The sequence below is a fragment of the Geodermatophilus maliterrae genome (genome assembly GCF_041018925.1).
In the GTDB taxonomy this organism is placed as follows: Bacteria; Actinomycetota; Actinomycetes; order Mycobacteriales; family Geodermatophilaceae; genus Geodermatophilus; species Geodermatophilus maliterrae.
The window spans coordinates 19,618-36,037 of record NZ_JBFNXQ010000051.1 but is presented as its reverse complement, the minus strand read 5'-3'; the positions used below and the strand labels follow the sequence as shown (position 1 = coordinate 36,037).

At 76.2% G+C, this 16,420-nt stretch carries 12 protein-coding genes; 4 read left to right on the top strand and 8 right to left on the bottom strand.

Annotation, left to right across the window (positions count from 1 at the left end):
* Positions 1-800 (bottom strand): esterase/lipase family protein (locus tag ABQ292_RS15855; RefSeq protein WP_369208068.1); only part of this gene is annotated, 800 nt, incomplete at its 3' end.
* A gap of 221 nt (positions 801-1,021) precedes the next feature.
* Here ABQ292_RS15855 and ABQ292_RS15850 point away from each other — a divergent pair.
* Entirely contained in the window at positions 1,022-1,933 is a 912-nt protein-coding gene (locus ABQ292_RS15850; protein WP_369208066.1) for an alpha/beta fold hydrolase, read from the top strand.
* Positions 1,934-1,979: 46 nt separating this feature from the next.
* Here ABQ292_RS15850 and ABQ292_RS15845 read toward each other — a convergent pair whose 3' ends face one another.
* The 7 genes from ABQ292_RS15845 to ABQ292_RS15815 all read right to left on the bottom strand — a co-directional run bounded on the left by ABQ292_RS15845 (position 1,980) and on the right by ABQ292_RS15815 (position 14,523).
* The gene (locus ABQ292_RS15845) at positions 1,980-3,512 is read right to left on the bottom strand and encodes a long-chain-fatty-acid--CoA ligase (protein WP_369208064.1); all 1,533 of its coding nucleotides are present in this window, start codon (positions 3,510-3,512) and stop codon (positions 1,980-1,982) included.
* A 102-nt stretch (positions 3,513-3,614) separates the two neighbouring features.
* Complete coding sequence (locus ABQ292_RS15840; RefSeq protein WP_369208062.1) at positions 3,615-6,566, bottom strand: wax ester/triacylglycerol synthase family O-acyltransferase; 2,952 nt, start codon at positions 6,564-6,566, stop codon at positions 3,615-3,617.
* Positions 6,563-8,815, bottom strand: a complete 2,253-nt coding sequence (locus ABQ292_RS15835) for a glycerol-3-phosphate 1-O-acyltransferase (protein WP_369208060.1) — start codon at positions 8,813-8,815, stop codon at positions 6,563-6,565. Before ABQ292_RS15835 ends, ABQ292_RS15840 begins: the two co-directional genes overlap by 4 nt.
* 139 nt (positions 8,816-8,954) lie before the next feature.
* The gene (locus ABQ292_RS15830; protein WP_369208058.1) at positions 8,955-9,962 is read right to left on the bottom strand and encodes an NAD-dependent epimerase/dehydratase family protein; all 1,008 of its coding nucleotides are present in this window, start codon (positions 9,960-9,962) and stop codon (positions 8,955-8,957) included.
* Positions 9,963-10,026: 64 nt separating this feature from the next.
* Entirely contained in the window at positions 10,027-11,430 is a 1,404-nt protein-coding gene (locus ABQ292_RS15825) for a WS/DGAT/MGAT family O-acyltransferase (RefSeq protein ID WP_369208056.1), read from the bottom strand.
* Between the two features lie 97 nt (positions 11,431-11,527).
* On the bottom strand, positions 11,528-12,505 hold the full coding sequence (locus ABQ292_RS15820; RefSeq protein ID WP_369208054.1) for an alpha/beta fold hydrolase: 978 nt from the start codon (positions 12,503-12,505) through the stop codon (positions 11,528-11,530).
* Positions 12,506-12,555: 50 nt separating this feature from the next.
* The gene (locus ABQ292_RS15815) at positions 12,556-14,523 is read right to left on the bottom strand and encodes an FUSC family protein (RefSeq protein ID WP_369208052.1); all 1,968 of its coding nucleotides are present in this window, start codon (positions 14,521-14,523) and stop codon (positions 12,556-12,558) included.
* Positions 14,524-14,719: 196 nt separating this feature from the next.
* On the opposite strand from ABQ292_RS15815, the gene ABQ292_RS15810 reads away from it, so the two are divergent.
* From ABQ292_RS15810 to ABQ292_RS15800, 3 genes are read left to right on the top strand one after another with little or no spacing between them, the layout of a single operon-like run.
* Entirely contained in the window at positions 14,720-15,205 is a 486-nt protein-coding gene (locus ABQ292_RS15810) for a GNAT family N-acetyltransferase (RefSeq protein WP_369208050.1), read from the top strand.
* 16 nt (positions 15,206-15,221) lie between these two features.
* Positions 15,222-16,067: a Nif3-like dinuclear metal center hexameric protein gene (locus tag ABQ292_RS15805; protein ID WP_369208048.1), complete on the top strand. Its 846-nt coding sequence runs from the start codon at positions 15,222-15,224 to the stop codon at positions 16,065-16,067.
* Positions 16,068-16,103: 36 nt separating this feature from the next.
* Positions 16,104-16,418 carry a DUF3311 domain-containing protein gene (locus ABQ292_RS15800; RefSeq protein WP_369208046.1) on the top strand — a complete coding sequence of 105 codons (315 nt, stop codon included), beginning with the start codon at positions 16,104-16,106 and terminating at the stop codon, positions 16,416-16,418.
* The last annotated feature ends 2 nt before the right edge of the window (positions 16,419-16,420 follow it).

Below are 16,420 nucleotides of genomic sequence, written 5' to 3'. Positions count from 1 at the left end.
CAGGCCGCGGCGGCCGCTGTGAACGAGGGCTGCGGGACGTCGGCGCGCGGGAAGGCCGGGCGCAGCGCCAGCGGCGGCTTGAACGGCCGCCAGGTGCCCTCGGGCTGAGCCAGCCGGTCGGCCACCGCGTAGATGACCGCCGGGTTGTGGCCCATCCCCAGGTGGCTGGCGTAGACGGCGATGTTCTCCGTCTGCGGCGAGAGCCGGTCCAGGCAGGCCTGCCAGGCGACGATGCCGTCGTGGTGGGAGTAGATCGAGGTGGCCGGGACCTGCAGCGGCGTGGACTCGCTCTGCAGCGGCAGCGTGCGCTTCTCCACGTGCAGGTGCGAGTACCGCTCGAAGGCCTTGTTGGCCCGCGTCTGGGTGTCGCGCTGCAGGGCGAAGGGGCTGCCGAGGGTGATCACCTGGCGCACCGAGTCCGGCGTCTTGCGGGCCAGGTCGCGGGCGAAGATCCCGCCCAGGCTCCAGCCGACCAGACTGATCGGCCGGCCGTAGCGGTCGCTGAGGTCGTCGATCCGCCTGCTCATGCCCTCCACGCACTCGGCGGTCGGGCCGATGTTGCGGCCCAGGCGCCAGCCGTGCACGCGGTAGCCCAGCCGGCGCAGGGTCCGGCGCAGCACGCGGGTGGACACGTCGTCGGCGAGGAGGCCGGGGAGGACGAGCACGGGGTGGCCGTCGCCGACGGGCAGCCGGGCCAGCAACGGTCTGGCCGCCAGGTAGAGCCCGTAGTCGGCCATCGCCCGGTTCATCTCGGTGAGGTACAGCGGCAGGCTCGGCCCGTCGGTGTCCTGGTGCGCCACGTGGTCCTCCTCGCCGGCGGCCGGCCCGCCATCGCTACTCGCGGGTACCACCGTGGCGCCCCGCCCACACCTGTCCGAGTCGGCGCGCGGGAGCCCTGATACACGGAACGTGGTCCGCGCCACAGCCGCCGCACCGGTCCCACCGGGCGACCCGCGGGAGGGCGTGGAACCGTACGGAGGGCGCCGGACCGGCGCCGCCCGCACGGCAGGAGGAGCACGGGGTGGACGACGCGCAGGCGCCCGGGACGAGCACGACGGTGGACCTCGGCGGTCCGGTGCACGTCGTCGACTACGGCGGCGCGGAGGACGGCCCGGCCGTCGTCCTGGTGCACGGCCTGGGCGGCTCGCACGGCAACTGGGACCTGCTCGCGCCGCTGCTGACGCCGTCGGCCCGGGTGTGGGGCCTCGACCTGCCCGGCTTCGGCCGCAGCGAGCCCGGGCAGCGGCGCACCACCGTGCAGGCCAACGTCGGCGTGCTGCAGGACTTCCTGCGCGAGGTCGTCGGGGAGCCGGCCGTGCTGGTGGGCAACTCGATGGGCGGGATGCTCTCGCTGTTCACCGCCGCGGCCACCCCCGACCTGGTCTCCGGGCTGGTGCTGCTCGACCCCGCGCTGCCGGGTGGGCGCCGCCGCCTCGACCGGATGGTCGCGCTGACCTTCGCGCTCTACGCCGTCCCGGGGCTGGGGGAGCGGGTGCTGCTGCTGCGGCGCTCGCGGCAGACGCCGCTGACGCGGGTGCGCGAGATGCTCCGGCTGGTCGGCGTCGACCCCGACGAGCTGCCGGCTCCCGTGGTGGACCGGGCGGTGGCGCTGCTCGAGCAGCGCGAGGACGTCGCCGGCATGGACCGGGCGTTCCTGTCGGCGGCCCGCTCGCTGCTGCGCATCCTGCTCGACCCGCGCCGCTACCGGTCGGCGATGGCGCGGGTCACCAGCCCGGTCCTGCTCGTGCACGGCGACCGCGACCGGCTGGTGCCCGTGGGCGCCGCCCGCGAGGTGGCCCGCCAGCACCCGGAGTGGCGCTACGAGGAGCTCCCCGGCGTCGGGCACGTCCCGCAGCTGCAGGTGCCCGACCGGCTGGCCCGCCTCCTCCTCGAGTGGCTGGACCACGCCGTCGTCACCGGCTCGCGCGCCTGACCCACCTGGCCGCCTCCCGCGCGCGGGAGGCGGCCAGGCCGGGCCGTCAGCGGCTGCGCAGCTCGGTCTTGAGCACCTTCCCGCTCGGCCCCTTGGGCAGCTCGTCGACGACGAACACCTCGCGCGGGTACTTGTAGGCCGCCAGCCGCTCCTTGCAGAAGCCGATGACCTCGCCGGGCTCGGCCGAGCTCCCCGGGCGCAGGCTGACGTAGGCCACGACCTCCTCGCCGAGCCGCTCGTCCGGCTTGCCGATGACGGCGGCCTCGCGCACCGCCGGGTGGGCGTGCAGGACCTCCTCGATCTCGCGCGGGTAGACGTTGAACCCGCCGCGGATGACCAGGTCCTTCTTGCGGTCGACGATGTAGAAGAAGCCGTCCTCGTCGCGGTGGCCGAGGTCGCCGGTGTGGAACCAGCCGCCCCGCATCGCCTCGGCGGTGGCCTCGGGCCGGCCGAGGTAGCCCTTCATGATGTTGTGCCCGCGCAGCACGATCTCCCCGACGTGCTCCGGCCCCGGGGGCAGCTCGCGGTCCTCGGGGTCGACGACGCGCACCTCGCAGCCCCACAGCCGCTTGCCGATCGACATGACCCGCCGGTCCTCGGCGCTGCGGTTGAAGGTGGCCAGCGCGCAGGTCTCCGACAGCCCGTAGCCCTCGAGGACCACCGCGCCGCCGAACGCGGCCTCGAAGCCACGGAGCACCTCGCCGGGGATCGAGGCGCCGCCGGAGACGCAGACGCGCAGCGAGGAGACGTCGCGGCCGGTGAGGTCGGCGTGCATCAGCGCGACGAACATGGTCGGCACCCCGCAGAACACCGTGACCTGGTGCTCCTCCAGCGCGTCGAGCACGGCGCCCACCTCGAACCGCGGCACCAGCACCAGCGTCGCGCCGGCGCGGATGGCGCTGTTCATGACGCTGGAGAGCCCGAAGACGTGGAACAGCGGCAGCACGGCCATGGCGACGTCGTCGTCGTGGTAGTCGAAGGTGTCCGCGGCGACGGTGGCGGCCATGAACGTCTGGAAGTGGGTGAGCTCGGCGCCCTTGGGCCGGCCGGTCGTGCCGCTGGTGTAGATGATCACCGCGGTGTCGTCGGGGGACATCTGCTCGACGTCGGCCGGGTCGGCGCCCGCGCCGTCGGCGACCAGCGTGTCGAACGGGGTGGTGTCCGCGGGTGCCTCCGGGCCGCCGGGCACCGAGACGACGTACACGCGGACGTCGCCGGCCTCGGCCGCGCCCTTGACCGCCTCGTCGGCGAACGCGTCGAAGGTGATCAGCACCCGGGCCCCGCTGTCGGACAGGTGGTAGGCCACCTCGGGCGCCTTGAGCAGCGGGTTCAGCGGCACGAGGGTCATCCCGGCCCGGAGCGCGCCGAAGTAGGCGAGCACGAACTGCGGCACGTTGGGCAGCTGCAGGGCCACGGTGTCCCCGCGGTGCAGGCCGGCGGCCCGCAGCCCCGCCGCGACCTGGGCCGAGAGCTGGTCCACCTGCCCGTAGGTGAGCGTCAGCGAGCCGAGCCGGAGCATCGGGTGCTCGGGTCTCGCGAGGGTCGACTCGCGCAGGATGGTGGCGAGGTTGAAGCTCATGGCCGCTCCTGGACTGTGACGGGCGTTACAACCCGGTGCAGTACCGCAGGAGGTGCCCGGTACACCTGGCGGGCGCCGTCCACGCCCCCGCCGGGCGGGGCGTCAGCGGCCGAGCCCGACGACCTCGTCGAGGCCGGCCTGCAGGTCGGCCACCAGGCCCGCGGGGTCGGTGACGGCGGCCGCGTCGACGTTGACGCCGATGCAGCACTGCTCCTCGTGCGACAGCAGCGTGATCATCGCCGCGCAGCCGGGCAGCGGGCCGAACGGGTACATCCGCTTGATCCGCGAGCCGGCGATGTAGACGGGGTGGGTCACGCCCGGCACGTTGGAGATCTGGACGTCGTTGGCGCTGGTCAGCTGACCGGAGACGGCGCCGATCACCGGGGCGGGCAGCCAGCTGAGCGTCGGCGCCAGCAGGTCGTTGATCACGCTGGAGCCGCTGTCGCCGCGCACGGACAGGACGAACTCGCGGATGGTCCGGATGCGGACGGCGGGATCGGCCTCGTCGAGGGGCGCGGGGAAGCGGGCGCCGGTGAACCGGTTGCCGCCCTCGGGGGCGTCCTGGGCCCGGAGGCTGATCGGGATCCCGACGGCGAGCGTGCCCAGCGGTGCCCCGTGCCGCTCGTGGTAGCGGCGGAAGCCCCCGATCATCGCGGCGAGGAACCCGTCGTTGAGCGACCCGCCGGCCGCCTTGGCGCCCGCCTTGAGGTCCGCGAGGGGGACCTCGAGGACCTCCAGGTGCCAGCCGCCGCCACGGGGCGTGAGCAGCGTCGAGCCCGGCCCCGGCGGCGCCAGCGTGCGGGTGGCCGACCTCGCCGAGTCCAGCACGGACGTGACGGCGTCCCACGGGCGGGTGGCGCTGCCCAGCGCGCCGACGCCGCGGCGCAGCAGGGCCAGGGGCGCCGAGCGCGCCGTCCCGACCAGCTGCTCGGTGAGCAGCGCGGTGCGGGAGACGTCGTCGTCCGGCGTCGGCACGGGGGGCTCGGGGCGGGCGGGGTCGCGCTCGGCGGTGCGGCTGTGCAGCCGGCTCATCAGCTGCACGGCACCGAGCCCGTCGGTGGTGCTGTGGTGGGTCTTGACCACGTAACCGGCCCGGCCGTCGGACAGGCCCTCGACCAGCATCGCCTGCCACAGCGGGCGGTCGCGGTCCAGCGGGGCGGAGACGAACTCGCCGACGACGTCGAGCAGCTGGCGCATCGAGCCCGGCGCCTCGAGGCGGACGTGCCGCACGTGCGCGTCGAGGTCGAGCCCGGCCACGGTCGCCCAGCGCGGCGTGCCGATGCCGAGCGCCGGCTCGACGACGCGCTGGCGCATCCGCGGCACCATCCGCGAGGCCCACTCGTGCGCGGCACGCAGCCGCTCCCAGTCCGGCGCCGGGTCGAGCAGCTCGAGCAGGGCCACGTTGGCGCGCAGCCGCGGGTCGGCGGCCTCGGCCCGCCACATCGCCGTCTCCAGCGGGTTCATCTCCGGCGCGCTGCCCCAGTCCAGCGGCGGGGCCGGCACCGGGGGACCGGCGTCGGCGGTGGGTTCCTCGGACACGACGGGCTGCTCGCTGCGCCCCGACCAGTTGGCCAGGGTGCGCAGGTACTGGTCGTGCACCTCGGCCACGCGCTCGTCGAGGTCCTCGACGGTCCAGCCGTCGGTCGGGACCGGCGGCAGCACCCGCACCTGGACGACGCCGGGGTGGATGGTCGCCGCCCCCCGCCACATGAGCTCGCCGGTGTTGCGCAGCACGATCGGCACGATCGGGACGCCGGCCTGCATCGCGACGTGGAAGGCGCCCTTCTTGAACGCCCCCAGGGTCGGGGTCGCCGACCGGGTGCCCTCGGGGGCGATGACCAGCGAGATGCCCTCGCGCAGCCGCTCGACGGCGGGCTCGAGCGCCTTGCGGGCCTGGGCGGGGTCGCCGCGGTCGACGAAGGCGACGTCGGCCAGCCGGAACGCCAGCCCGAACCCCGGCGTCCTCGCCAGCTCCTTCTTGGCCACGCCGGTGAAGCCGCCGCGCAGCAGCTTGGCCAGCACCAGGACGTCGAGCTGGCTCTGGTGGTTGAACAGGTAGACCGCCGGGCGGGTGGCCAGGTGCTCGGCACCCTGGACGTCGAGCCGCACACCGGCCAGCGCGCTGCCGAGTTCACCGGCGAGGGTGATGCCGAGGTCGACCGCCTCGCGCCGCGAGCCGCTCAGCGCGCCCACGGCCAGCCCGGTGGCGAACCCGCCGAACAGGCCGCCGACCCCGGCCACGGTGCGCGCGAGGTCGACCGGGGAGGTGGTGCCCCGGCGGCGGAAGCGGGCCACCGGCCACGAGTAGTGGCGCGCCGCCGCGGTCAGGCCCCTGCCGGGGTTCAGCGCCCGCGGGCGGCCGACGGTGCGCAGGAAGGGGACGTCCTCGTCGCCGTTGGAGTAGGCGTAGCTCTGCAGCAGGTCGATGCCGTGCTCCTCGGCGAAGGAGCGCACGGCCGCGGCCTTGCCCTTGCGCCACAGCAGCGGCCCGCCGGGGCGCCCGGTGCAGACGCCGTCGACGATCTCCACCGGCGACACCAGCACGTGCTGCACGCCGAGGGCGCGCGCGGCCGGCTCGACCTGGAAGCGGGTGGCCGACGAGGCCAGGACGACGGTGTGCCCGGCCTGCAGGTGGGCGGTGACCAGGCGCCACGCCTCGGGGAACAGCGAGCCGGCGATGCCCTGGACGAACAGCCGCTCGCCGAGCTCGACCAGCTCGTCCTCGCTGCGGCCGGCCCACGCGCGCATGCCGGCCACGGTGAAGCGCTCGAAGTCCTCTTCGCTGGTGACCCCGCGCAGGCCGTTGAGCAGCAGCTCGCCCATCGCCGCCGGCGTCACCTGCAGCGAGCGCAGGTGGTGGCGGGCGAAGGCGGCCAGCGAGTAGCCGTCGATCACCGTGCCGTCGAAGTCGAAGAACGCACCGACCCGCGGGCCGCGCGGCGCGGCGTCGACGTCGGCGATGAGCTGCTCCTCGGTCCAGACGCCGGCCCGCGCCATCGCCGCGGCCTGCTGGCCCAGCCCGCCGCCGGTCGCCGTCTCCTCGTCGGCCGTCACGGCTCCACCCCCACGCTCTCCCGCCGCGACGCGGCGTCCAACTCGTCGATCACTCCTACTCGGCCGACGACGTCCCTGACTTGAGCGGCCCACTCCTGCCGGCGGCGGGCCAGCTCCTCGCGACCGGGGTCGACCAGGTCGAGGTTGGCGGCCAGCCGCAGGGCGCCGGCGAACAGCTCGCGGGACAGCGACTCGGGGCCGTGCAGCCGGCCCTGCAGCAGCATCTGCTGGCCGACGCCGCTGCACTCGGCGAGGAAGTCGGGCTCGACCACCGGCGTCCGCGGGTCGCGCGCGGCGAGCCGCTCGGCCACCACCAGCTGCGCGTCGACGAACGACCGCAGCACCCGGTGGGCCACCAGCAGCGGCGCCCGGCACAGCACGTCGCGGCCGTCGGCGGTCTCCCACTGCGGGTCCAGCTGCCCGAGCTCGGCGGCCAGGCGCTCGCGGTAGGCGTCGCGCTCGGGGAAGAAGAACTCGAACTCCAGCAGCTTGCGCAGCCGGAAGGCCTCGTCCCAGCGGTCGACCGGGTCGCGCAGCAGCACCAGCTCGGCGATCGCGCGGTCGACGACGTGGTGGATGGCGCTGTTGCGGTAGAAGGCCGCGACCAGGTGCTGGCCCCGCTCGATGGCGTAGACCGGCTCCTCCCCGCCCTCGTACACGGTGACGACGCCCTGCTGCGCCAGGGCACCGAGCACCCGCCGGACGCCGGGGGCGGTGCGCAGGGGCGCGCCGGAGTGGGGGAGCTGCCGCTCGGTGAGGTAGGCCAGCAGCGGCTCGAGCACCCGCTGCACCTGCGCGAGGGTGAGGGCGCGGTCGCGGACGCCGAGGAGGGCGAGGGTGACCAGCGCCGTCGCCGTCGCGGGGGTGACCGAGTTGATCCCGACGGCGACCTGGAAGGCCACCTTCTGCAGGGTCAGCCGGCGCGCGTCGGGGTCGGCCGGGTCGGCGCCGTTGCGCAGCGCGGCCGCCAGCGACAGCGGCGCGGCGAAGCCGACGTGCACCGTGCCCAGGGGTGTGCGCACCTGCTCGCGGATGTAGGAGGCCATCCACGACAGCCCCTCCCCGCGCTTGGCCGCACCGCCCTGCTCGGCGGCCATGCCCGATACCTCGCGGAGCTGGTCGTAGGTGATCGACACGGGGACGACGTAGGCGTCCTCCACCCGGCCGCCCTCGACGGCGTCGGCGACGAAGCGCAGCAGCCCGTGCCGGGGCGGACGGAGCTTGCCGGTGCGCGAGCGGCCGCCCTCCATGTACCACTCGAGGTTGAACCGCTTGGCCAGCAGGAAGGCGAAGTACTCGCGGACGGCGAGCTTGTAGACCTGGTCGTCGCCGAAGCTGCGCCGGATGAACACCAGCCCGGCGCGCTTGGCCAGCGGCCCGACCGGCCAGAAGCGCAGGTTGTCCCCGCCGAGCACGTGGTTGCGCGGGAAGTCGTGCGCGGCGAGCACGTCGGCGAGCACCAGCGGGTCGACGTAGGAGCGGTGGCTCGGCAGGAACACCAGCGGGTACCGCCGGTTGAGCTCGCGCAGCCCGTCGAGCCGGGCGGCGTCGACCTGCACGTCCCAGGCGCGGGAGTGCACCGGCCGCAGCAGGCCGGTGAACAGCTCGATCGCGACCGGGTCCATCGCGGCGACCAGGCCGTCGAGGTCCTCGACCGCCTCGGCGAGGACCTCCTCCTCCGGGCGCTCGAGCCGCTCGGCCAGCGCCGCGACCTCCCGGCGGAACTCGGGGCTGTTCCCGATCGCCTCGGTGACGTGCCGCGGCACCTTGACCCGGTCACCGACGACGCCCCGCTCGGCCCGGTCGAGGGCCAGGCCCGCCTGGTGGGCGACGAAGCCGGCCAGCGACCCGGTGCCGTCCCAGCGCCCGGACAGCTCGGCGACGGTGGCGGGCTCGGCGACGACCACGCGCGCGCGGCCGGGGTCCCGGCGCAGCACGGCCCCCTGCAGCGCCGCCGGGGGACGGCGCAGCAGCGACGGGGCGGCGGCCTGCAGCCGGCCCCGCCGGGTCCGGCTCCGCTCGCGACCGGCCGCCCGGCGGGGGGCCCAGGCCACGCGCACCGCGGTCACCACCGTGTCGGGGTCGGCGGCCGACAGCGGTGCGGCCAGGGGCCCGCCCCGCAGCGGCAGGACCGTGAGCGTGCCGCCGTCGGCGGAGGGCAGGGCCTCGGCGACCAGGCGCCGCTCGACCTCGCTGTCCGCGTCGACCAGCACGATCAGCGGGACGTCGGTGTCCACCAGCGGGGTCATGCGCACCTCTCCTCGGGGCCCGTCTGCCCGGCCCGTCGTCTGCTCGCCCTCACCGCGGCCCCGTGCAGGGCGCCGGCCGGGCCGGCGGGTCGGGGTGGGGGCCGAGCCTGCCGCGCCGCCGCCGTTCGCGGTAGTCCGGTCAGCGGGAGCGCAGCGTGGCCCGCAGCGCCTCCAGCCCGGAGTACCGCGGCTGCCAGCCGAGCTCCTCGCGGGCCTTGGTGGTGTCCATGATCGCCGGGTGGCTCGCCGCCTCCACCCACTCGGCGACCGGCGGCAGGAACGGCAGCCGGGACACCACGCGCGCGGCGAGCTGGGCGGGGGCGGCCGGCAGCGGCAGCGGGATCGCGCCGTACTCCCGGGCGACGTCGGCGGCGGTGAGCACGCCGTCGCCGGCGATGTTGTAGGCCCCGGGCGGGCCGGCCGCGACCACGCACTGCAGCAGCGCCGAGCCGACGTCGTCCTCGTGGACGAACTGCAGCGGCAGGGCGGGGACGAACGCGGGGACCGGCACCGGCAGCCGCCGGGTGCTCTGCTCGGCCAGCCGGCGGCCCAGCGGGGCCAGCGGGCCGGGCAGCACGTCCTTGGCGCCGACGGTGTGCGGGCCGAGGACCACCGGCGGGCGCAGCATGTACAGCGACGTCTCCGGCTGCCGGGCCGCCTCGGCCTCCAGCAGCTGCTCGAGCTCGGCCTTCTCCTGCGCGTAGAACAGCTTCGCGGCCGGGCGGACCGGCCACTCCTCGGTCATGCCGACCGGGTTGTCCGGGTGGAAGCCGTAGGCGGCCACCGAGGAGGCGTAGACGAACCGGCGCGCCCCGGCCGCCGCGGCGGCGCGGAAGGCGTTGAGCGTGCCGTCGACGTTGATCGCGCGGGTGGTCTGCCGGGAGGAGTTGCCGGTGATGAGGAAGGCCAGGTGCACGACGACGTCGGCCCCGGCGAAGGCCTCGCGCAGCGCGTCGGCGTCGCGGACGTCGCCGCGGCGGTAGGTCATCTTCGTCCAGCCGCGGGCGGCCGGGTCGAAGGGACGGCGGGCGATGCCCACGACCCGTCCGATCCGGTCGTCGGCCTGGAGCAGCGGGACGAGGCCCTCGCCGAAGGTGCCGGTGGGGCCGGTGACGGCGACGGTCAGGTCGGTCTCGGGAGCGGTCACCCGCGTTCCGCTACCCGGCGTCCTCACGGGTGAACCAGGTCACCGCGGGAGGACGCCGGCGACGTCACCGGGCGGCGGTGGCCGCCTGCTTGCCGGCGAGGTCGACCAGCTCGTCGACGCCGCGGCGGATGCCCTCGGCGAGGACGCCGACGTCGGGGAAGGCGTCGAAGTCGGCGTTGATCCCGAACGTCATCGAGTTGAGGTAGCTGAAGATGCCGATCGAGATGCGGGTGCCGCCGGCGATGGGGACGTAGGGGTGCGCGGAGACCATCCGCCTGCCGAGCAGGTAGAGCGGCACGCGGGGGCCGGGCACGTTGGTGGTCACCGCCTGGCACCACATCTGGCCGGTCTGCATGGAGGCCCGGACGCCGAGGGCGAGCAGCGTCGGCGAGACGAAGTCGCCCATCGCGATGATCGAGCGGGCGTCCACCGTCTGCAGCGTCTTCTTGTAGTCGTCCATCTGCCGGCGGACCGCGGCCAGCCGGGCCACCGGGTCGGCCTCGCCCACCGGCAGGTCGACGAAGACGGCGGTCACCCGGTTGTCCAGGGAGCCGCGCTCGCCCTCCTTGCGGACCGAGATCGGCACCATCGTGCGGACGACGGTGTCGGCACCGAGCGCGCCGCGGCTCGTGAGCAGGTCGCGGAAGCCGCGGGTGATCGCGGTCAGGACGACGTCGTTCACGGTGCCGCCGAGCGCGGTGCGCGCCGCCTTCAGCTCGTCGAACTGGGCGTCGGCCCACGCCCACCGGCGGTGCGGGCCGATCGGGCCGGTGAGCGTGCGGGCCACCGGGGTGAGCGCCTGCCTGGCCAGCGCGGGCAGCGTCGAGGCCGCCGCCCGGACGCTGCCGACCAGCCCCTTCGCGCCCTCGGTGACGGCGCTGGGGCCGCTGGTGAGCTGGCGCAGCGGTGCGGTGGCGGTCTCGGTGAGCGCGCCGGCCACCATGGCCAGCCCCGAGGGGGTGCGCTGCGGCGCCCACTCGCGCGGCGCCGTGTGCTCGGCGTTCGGGTCGAGGTCGAACACGACCTGCATCAGGTCGGTGCCCGCGATGCCGTCGACCATGCAGTGGTGGACCTTGGAGATGACCGCCCACCGGTCGTCCTCGAGGCCCTCGACCAGCCACACCTCCCACAGCGGCTTGGCCATGTCGAGGCGCTGGCCGAGCACCCGCCCGGCGACGTTGCGCAGCTGCTCGGGACCGCCCGGCCTGGGCACCGCGGTGTGCCGCACGTGGTAGAGGATCTGGAAGTGCGGGTCGTCGACCCACAGCGGGCGGCCCAGGTTGAGCGGCACCTCCCGCACCCGCTGCCGGTAGCGCGGCACCTGCGGCATCTTGCTCAGCAGCAGCCGCACGAGGTCGCCGTAGGACGGCGCCGGCCCCTCGAAGACGGCCACGGAGCCCACGTGCAGCGGCGCGTTCTCGCTCTCCGCGTAGTAGAAGCCTGCGTCGGTCGCGCTCAGGCGGTCCACGATGGTCACTCCTCTGCTCGTCGTCCGGGAGCCACCGTCGTCACCGGCGGTTCCCCTCCCGCTCCTGTGGTGACGGCCACACTAGGCACGCAGGGCGTCAGCCTGCCCGCCGGGCGGGCCCCGTGCCGGCCTCGACCCGGTCGAGCAGGTCGGTCAGCGCCCGGTCGACGACAGCGGTGCGGGTGAGGTTCACGCTGTGCCCGGCGCCCGGCACGACGACCAGCTCGGCGCTCGCGCCGATCTCCTCGGCCAGCCGGCGGCCGTGGGCCGCGGGGGTCAGCCGGTCGTACTGGGCGGCGACCACGGTGACCGGCACCCGGCCGAGCACCGGCAGGGCCCGGGTCTCGTCGTGGTCGAGGAAGGTGCCGTAGAAGGCCATCGTGATGGGCAGCGGCGTCTCCTCGAGCATGTCCTGCACCTGCCGGACGGCCTCGGGCGTCGCGTCGTCGCGGCCGAAGAGGTAGCGGCGCATGAAGTACCGGCCCGTCCGCGTGCCCCGCCGGCGGAAGCGCTCGAGCGTCGGCGCGAGCAGCCGGAGCCACCACAGGTACAGCGGCAGCAGGTGCAGCCGCCGCATGAGCTTGACGGCGGCACCGAGCAGGCCGTGCGACACCAGGCCGCCGGCCGAGGTGGCCAGCAGGAAGGCCCCGACCACGCGCGCGCCGAACAGCTCCGGCCGCCGGCGGGCGAACGCCATGACCGTCATCCCGCCCATCGAGTGGCCGGCCAGCACGACCGGCCCCTGGGGGACGACGGCCTCGAGCACCTGGTCGAGGTCGCGGGCGGTGCGGTCGATCGTGGCGCTGCGGGGGTCGGCCCAGCCGGAGCGGCCGTGACCCCGCTGGTCCCACAGCACCAGCCGGGCGCGGTGGCGGATCGCGTCGCGCTGCAGGTCCCACTCGCCGAGCCGGGCGGTGAACCCGTGGCAGAAGACGACGGTGAGCGGCGCGTCCGTCCGGCCGTCGACCTCGACGTGCAGGTCGACGCCGTCGTCGGTGCGGACGGTGCGCGAGCCCGGCGGTGGGGGGCCCGGCTGGCGGGGCACGGGCGAGGTGGAGCCTGGCGCGGTGGGCATCTGTCCATGACAGGGCCGCGGCGGCCGCGCTGCAACCGCGGGCCGGTCGCTCAGCCGTTCCGGGCCGCCGTCTCGGGTCGGCGGCCCGGCGCGGCGTCGCGGACGAGCCGGCGGGCGGCGTCGACCTCGCGGGCCACCGGCGCCAGGACCCCCTCGGCGAGGATCTGCGCGTCGTCGGTGTCGGTGTCGTCGGGCGGCCGGGCGGCGCGGACGTCGTCCTCCAGGCCGCGGATGGCGCGGCGCAGCACCGACACCTGCGCCGGGTCGGGCGCCGGCTCGCCACCGCGGACGGCGATGACCGCCCCGGTGACCGCGTCGGAGGTCCGCTCCAGCTGCACGACGACCGGCCACCACGCCGCGGCGCGGGTGCTGATCGGCGGCGGCTCGGCCAGCCGGCGCTGCAGCTGGGTGTGCAGCTCGGTCAGCGCCCGGTAGCTGCGCCGCCGGGCACGCCGCCGCTCGGCGGGGTCGTCGGCGAAGGCGGCGCCGACGTAGCCGTCGAGGGCCTGCGCCGCCGCGCGCAGCGCCTCGTGCAGCGGCGCCCGCCAGGTCTGCGGCCACAGCAGGTAGCCGGCCACCAGGACGATCGCGCAGCCGATCAGGGTGTCCACCAGCCGGGCGCCGACCAGCCCGGGACCACCGGGGACGGCGAGGTCGAGCAGCAGGATGATCACCGGCGTCTGGAACACCGAGAACAGGCCGAAGTTCGCCCCGCGCGCCCACGGCAGCAGGCCGGCCGCGACCGCCATGGCGACCACCACCCAGGCGTCGCCGGGCAGCACCGACAGCAGCAGCGAGCCGATGAGGACGCCGAGCAGCGTGCCCGCGCCGCGCTGCACGGCCCGGGTGAACACCGACCCGAAGTCGGGCTTGAGCACGATCGCCACGGTCAGCAGCACCCAGTAGGGGCGCTCGATGGGCAGCAGCTGGCGGGCGATCTCGGCGATGGTCATGCACAGCGTCAGCCGGACGGCGAAGTCGCGGGTGTCGGGACTGCCGAGGGTGCGGTCGGCGAGGTCGTGCAGCCGGTCGCGCCACGGCGGCCGCGGCGTCGGGACGGCGGCCCCGGCCCGCTCCTCGGGGTCGCCGACGACGGCCCACGCCAGCCGCACCCCGTGCCGCACCGCGCGGCGGACCGCCGGGCCCTCCTCCAGCGCGGGCGGCCGCTCGGCGGGCAGTTCGCGGGTGCCCGAGACGGCGGCGGCCAGGGCGTGCACCGCCGTCACGTCGTGCGGGTCGGCCGGCACCCCGGCGCGGACGGTGGCGACGGCGGCCTCCACCAGCGGCGCGGCCGCGTTGAGCACCCCGGCCAGCTCCGACAGCTGCCGGTTGCGCCCGGCGGCGAGGCTGCGGGTGCGGATCACCCGGTCGTAGGCGGCGTTGAGCGCGGTGGTCAGCTCGCGGCGGGCGTCGTCGGTGCCCTCGGTGCCCACCGCGGTGAGCAGCGCCGCGATCCGGGTGAAGACGGCGGCGACCGAGGCGCGGTCGGGGTCGCTGGGCTCGGTCGCGGTCTGCACCAGGGTGACCAGGGTGGCCCAGCACGCGCCGGCGAAGAAGTAGGCCACCTCGGCCGCCGCCGGCAGCGAGGTGACCAGCCCGGAGGCCAGCGCCGTGTAGACGAGCAGCTGCAGCGCGCCCAGCGACATGGCCGAGTTGACGGCGCTGATGACCGCGGCCGCCGCCGACAGCAGGGCGACGACGAGCACCGGCAGCCAGCCGCCGCCGCTGGCGTACTGGCCGGCGACCAGCCCCACGGCGCCGAAGCCGACCGCCGCGGCGGTGCGGCGCAGCCGGTCGCGCAGCGGCCCGCCCTGCGGGGCGAGGCTCGCGGCCAGGGCGCCGGTGGTGCCGAAGACGCCGGCGCCGAGCGCGGCGCTCCCGCCCACGACGAGGGCGAGCGCGAGCGGCGCCGGCACGGTGACCGCGAAGCGGACGACGTCGCGCCACGGCACCGGCGGGGGACTGGTGCGGACCAGCTCCTCCAGCCACGCCGGCGCGCGCAGCCCCCGTTCCGCCACGGGTGCGAGCTTTCCATCCCCCTCCGGGAGGGCCCGCGGTGATCAGGTGACCTGTTCGTGGCGCGTCCTCCCTGACGGTGCACGGTCGGGGAGGACGCGCTGCGGTGCGGGAGGACGCCGCCGGGTCGACGCCGCGGCCCCCGCCGGGAGGTCCGGCGGCCTCCCGCGCGTCCGGCGCCCGCGGCAGCATGACGGCGTGGCCGAGGGGGTGCGCGACGCGGAGCCGGCCGACTTCGCGCTGCTGCCGGAGGTCGAGGCCGCCGCGGACGCCCTGTTCGCGTCGCTCGGCGTCACCGGCCTACCGCCCGCCCCGACAGCGGCGCAGCGGGCCACCGCGTGGCGGGTCCTCGTGGCGGGACGTCCGGTGGCCGGCTTCGCCGTCCTGGAGCGGGTCGACGGCGACGTGCACCTGGAGCAGCTGTCGGTGCACCCCTCGGCCGGGCGCCGCGGTGTGGGGACGGCGCTGCTGGAGGCCGCCGTCGGCGTCGCCCGCGCGTGCGGGGCGCGGCGGGTCACGCTGACCACCTACGCCGACGTCCCGTGGAACGGGCCCTGGTACGCCGCCCGCGGCTTCACCGAGGTCCCCGACGCCGGCCCGGAACTCACCGCCCTCGTCGCCGCCGAGGCCGCCGCGGGGCTGCCGGAGCACGGCCGCCGCGTCGTGATGGCCCGCGCCGTCTGAGCTACGGTCCGGCTCCGTGACCGCCACCCTGGGCGAGGTCGTCGCCGCCCTCGAGGCCCGCTACGACCCGGCGCTCGCGGAGAGCTGGGACGCCGTCGGCCTGGTGTGCGGGGACCCGGCCGAGCCCGTCGAGCGGGTGCTGGTCGCCGTCGACCCGGTGGCCGCCGTCGTCGACGAGGCGATCGAGACCGGCGCCGGCCTGCTGGTCACCCACCACCCGCTGTTCCTCACCGCGGTGCACGGCGTCCCGGCCGGTGACCCCAAGGGACGGCTGGTGCACCGGCTGGTCCGCGCCGGGTGCGGGTTGTTCGTGGCGCACACCAACGCCGACCGCGCCGCGGAGGTCGGGGTGAACGACGCCCTGGCCGCCGTCCTCGGCCTGCAGGACACCCGGCCGCTGGAACCGGTCGCTCCCGGCTCGCGCGAGGGGCTGGGCCGGGTCGGGCGGCTGGACGGGCCGACGACGCTGGCCGGGTTCGCCGCGCACGCCGCCGCCGTGCTGCCGGCCACGGCGGGCGGCGTCCGCGCGGCCGGGGACCCGGAGCGGCCGGTGCGGACCGTCGCGGTCTGCGGCGGCAGCGGGGGCTCCCTGCTGCCGGCCGCCACCGCCGCCGGCGCCGACGTCCTGCTCACCAGCGACCTGCGGCACCACCCGGTCTCCGAGGCGGGCGAGCAGCCCGGGCCGGCCTTGTGCGACGTGGCACACTTCGCCTCCGAGTGGCCCTGGGTGCCGGTGGCCGCCGAGGTGCTGGTCGCGGACCTGTCCGGCCGGGTCGAGGCGGCGCCGTCGCACCGCCGCACCGACCCGTGGACGGTGCACGCCGGGGGTCGTGGGGAGCCGGCCGCGGGCGCGGCCGGCTGAGTCCCGGGGGCGACCCGGGAGGAGGAGGCGGCCGGCATGGCGAGCGCATCGAGACCACCGACGGGCGGGCCGGGAGGGACGGGCGCCGCGCCGGTGCGCAGCGACCGCAGCCCGTGGAACTGGCTGCTGCTCGTGCCGATCGTGCTGCCGCTGGTCGTCCCGCTCTACAACCGCGTCGAGCCGACCCTCTTCGGCTGGCCGTTCTTCTACTGGATGCAGCTGCTGTTCGTCGGGCTCGGTGTCCTCACCACCGTGCTCGTCTACCGGGCCACCCGGCGCAGCCCGGCCGACCGGGCCGCGGCCCGCGCCGCCGTCGCCCGGGACGCTGGCAGCCGGGACGGGGGGCGCTGAGC

What these genes read in the sequence shown, in the direction of transcription:
- ABQ292_RS15800 (WP_369208046.1), top strand. Translation starts at nt 16,104, where the DNA reads ATGGCGAGCGCATCGAGACCACCGACGGGCGGGCCGGGAGGGACGGGC.
- ABQ292_RS15835 (WP_369208060.1), bottom strand. Translation starts at nt 8,815, where the DNA reads ATGACCCCGCTGGTGGACACCGACGTCCCGCTGATCGTGCTGGTCGAC.
- ABQ292_RS15820 (WP_369208054.1), bottom strand. Translation starts at nt 12,505, where the DNA reads ATGCCCACCGCGCCAGGCTCCACCTCGCCCGTGCCCCGCCAGCCGGGC.
- ABQ292_RS15845 (WP_369208064.1), bottom strand. Translation starts at nt 3,512, where the DNA reads ATGAGCTTCAACCTCGCCACCATCCTGCGCGAGTCGACCCTCGCGAGA.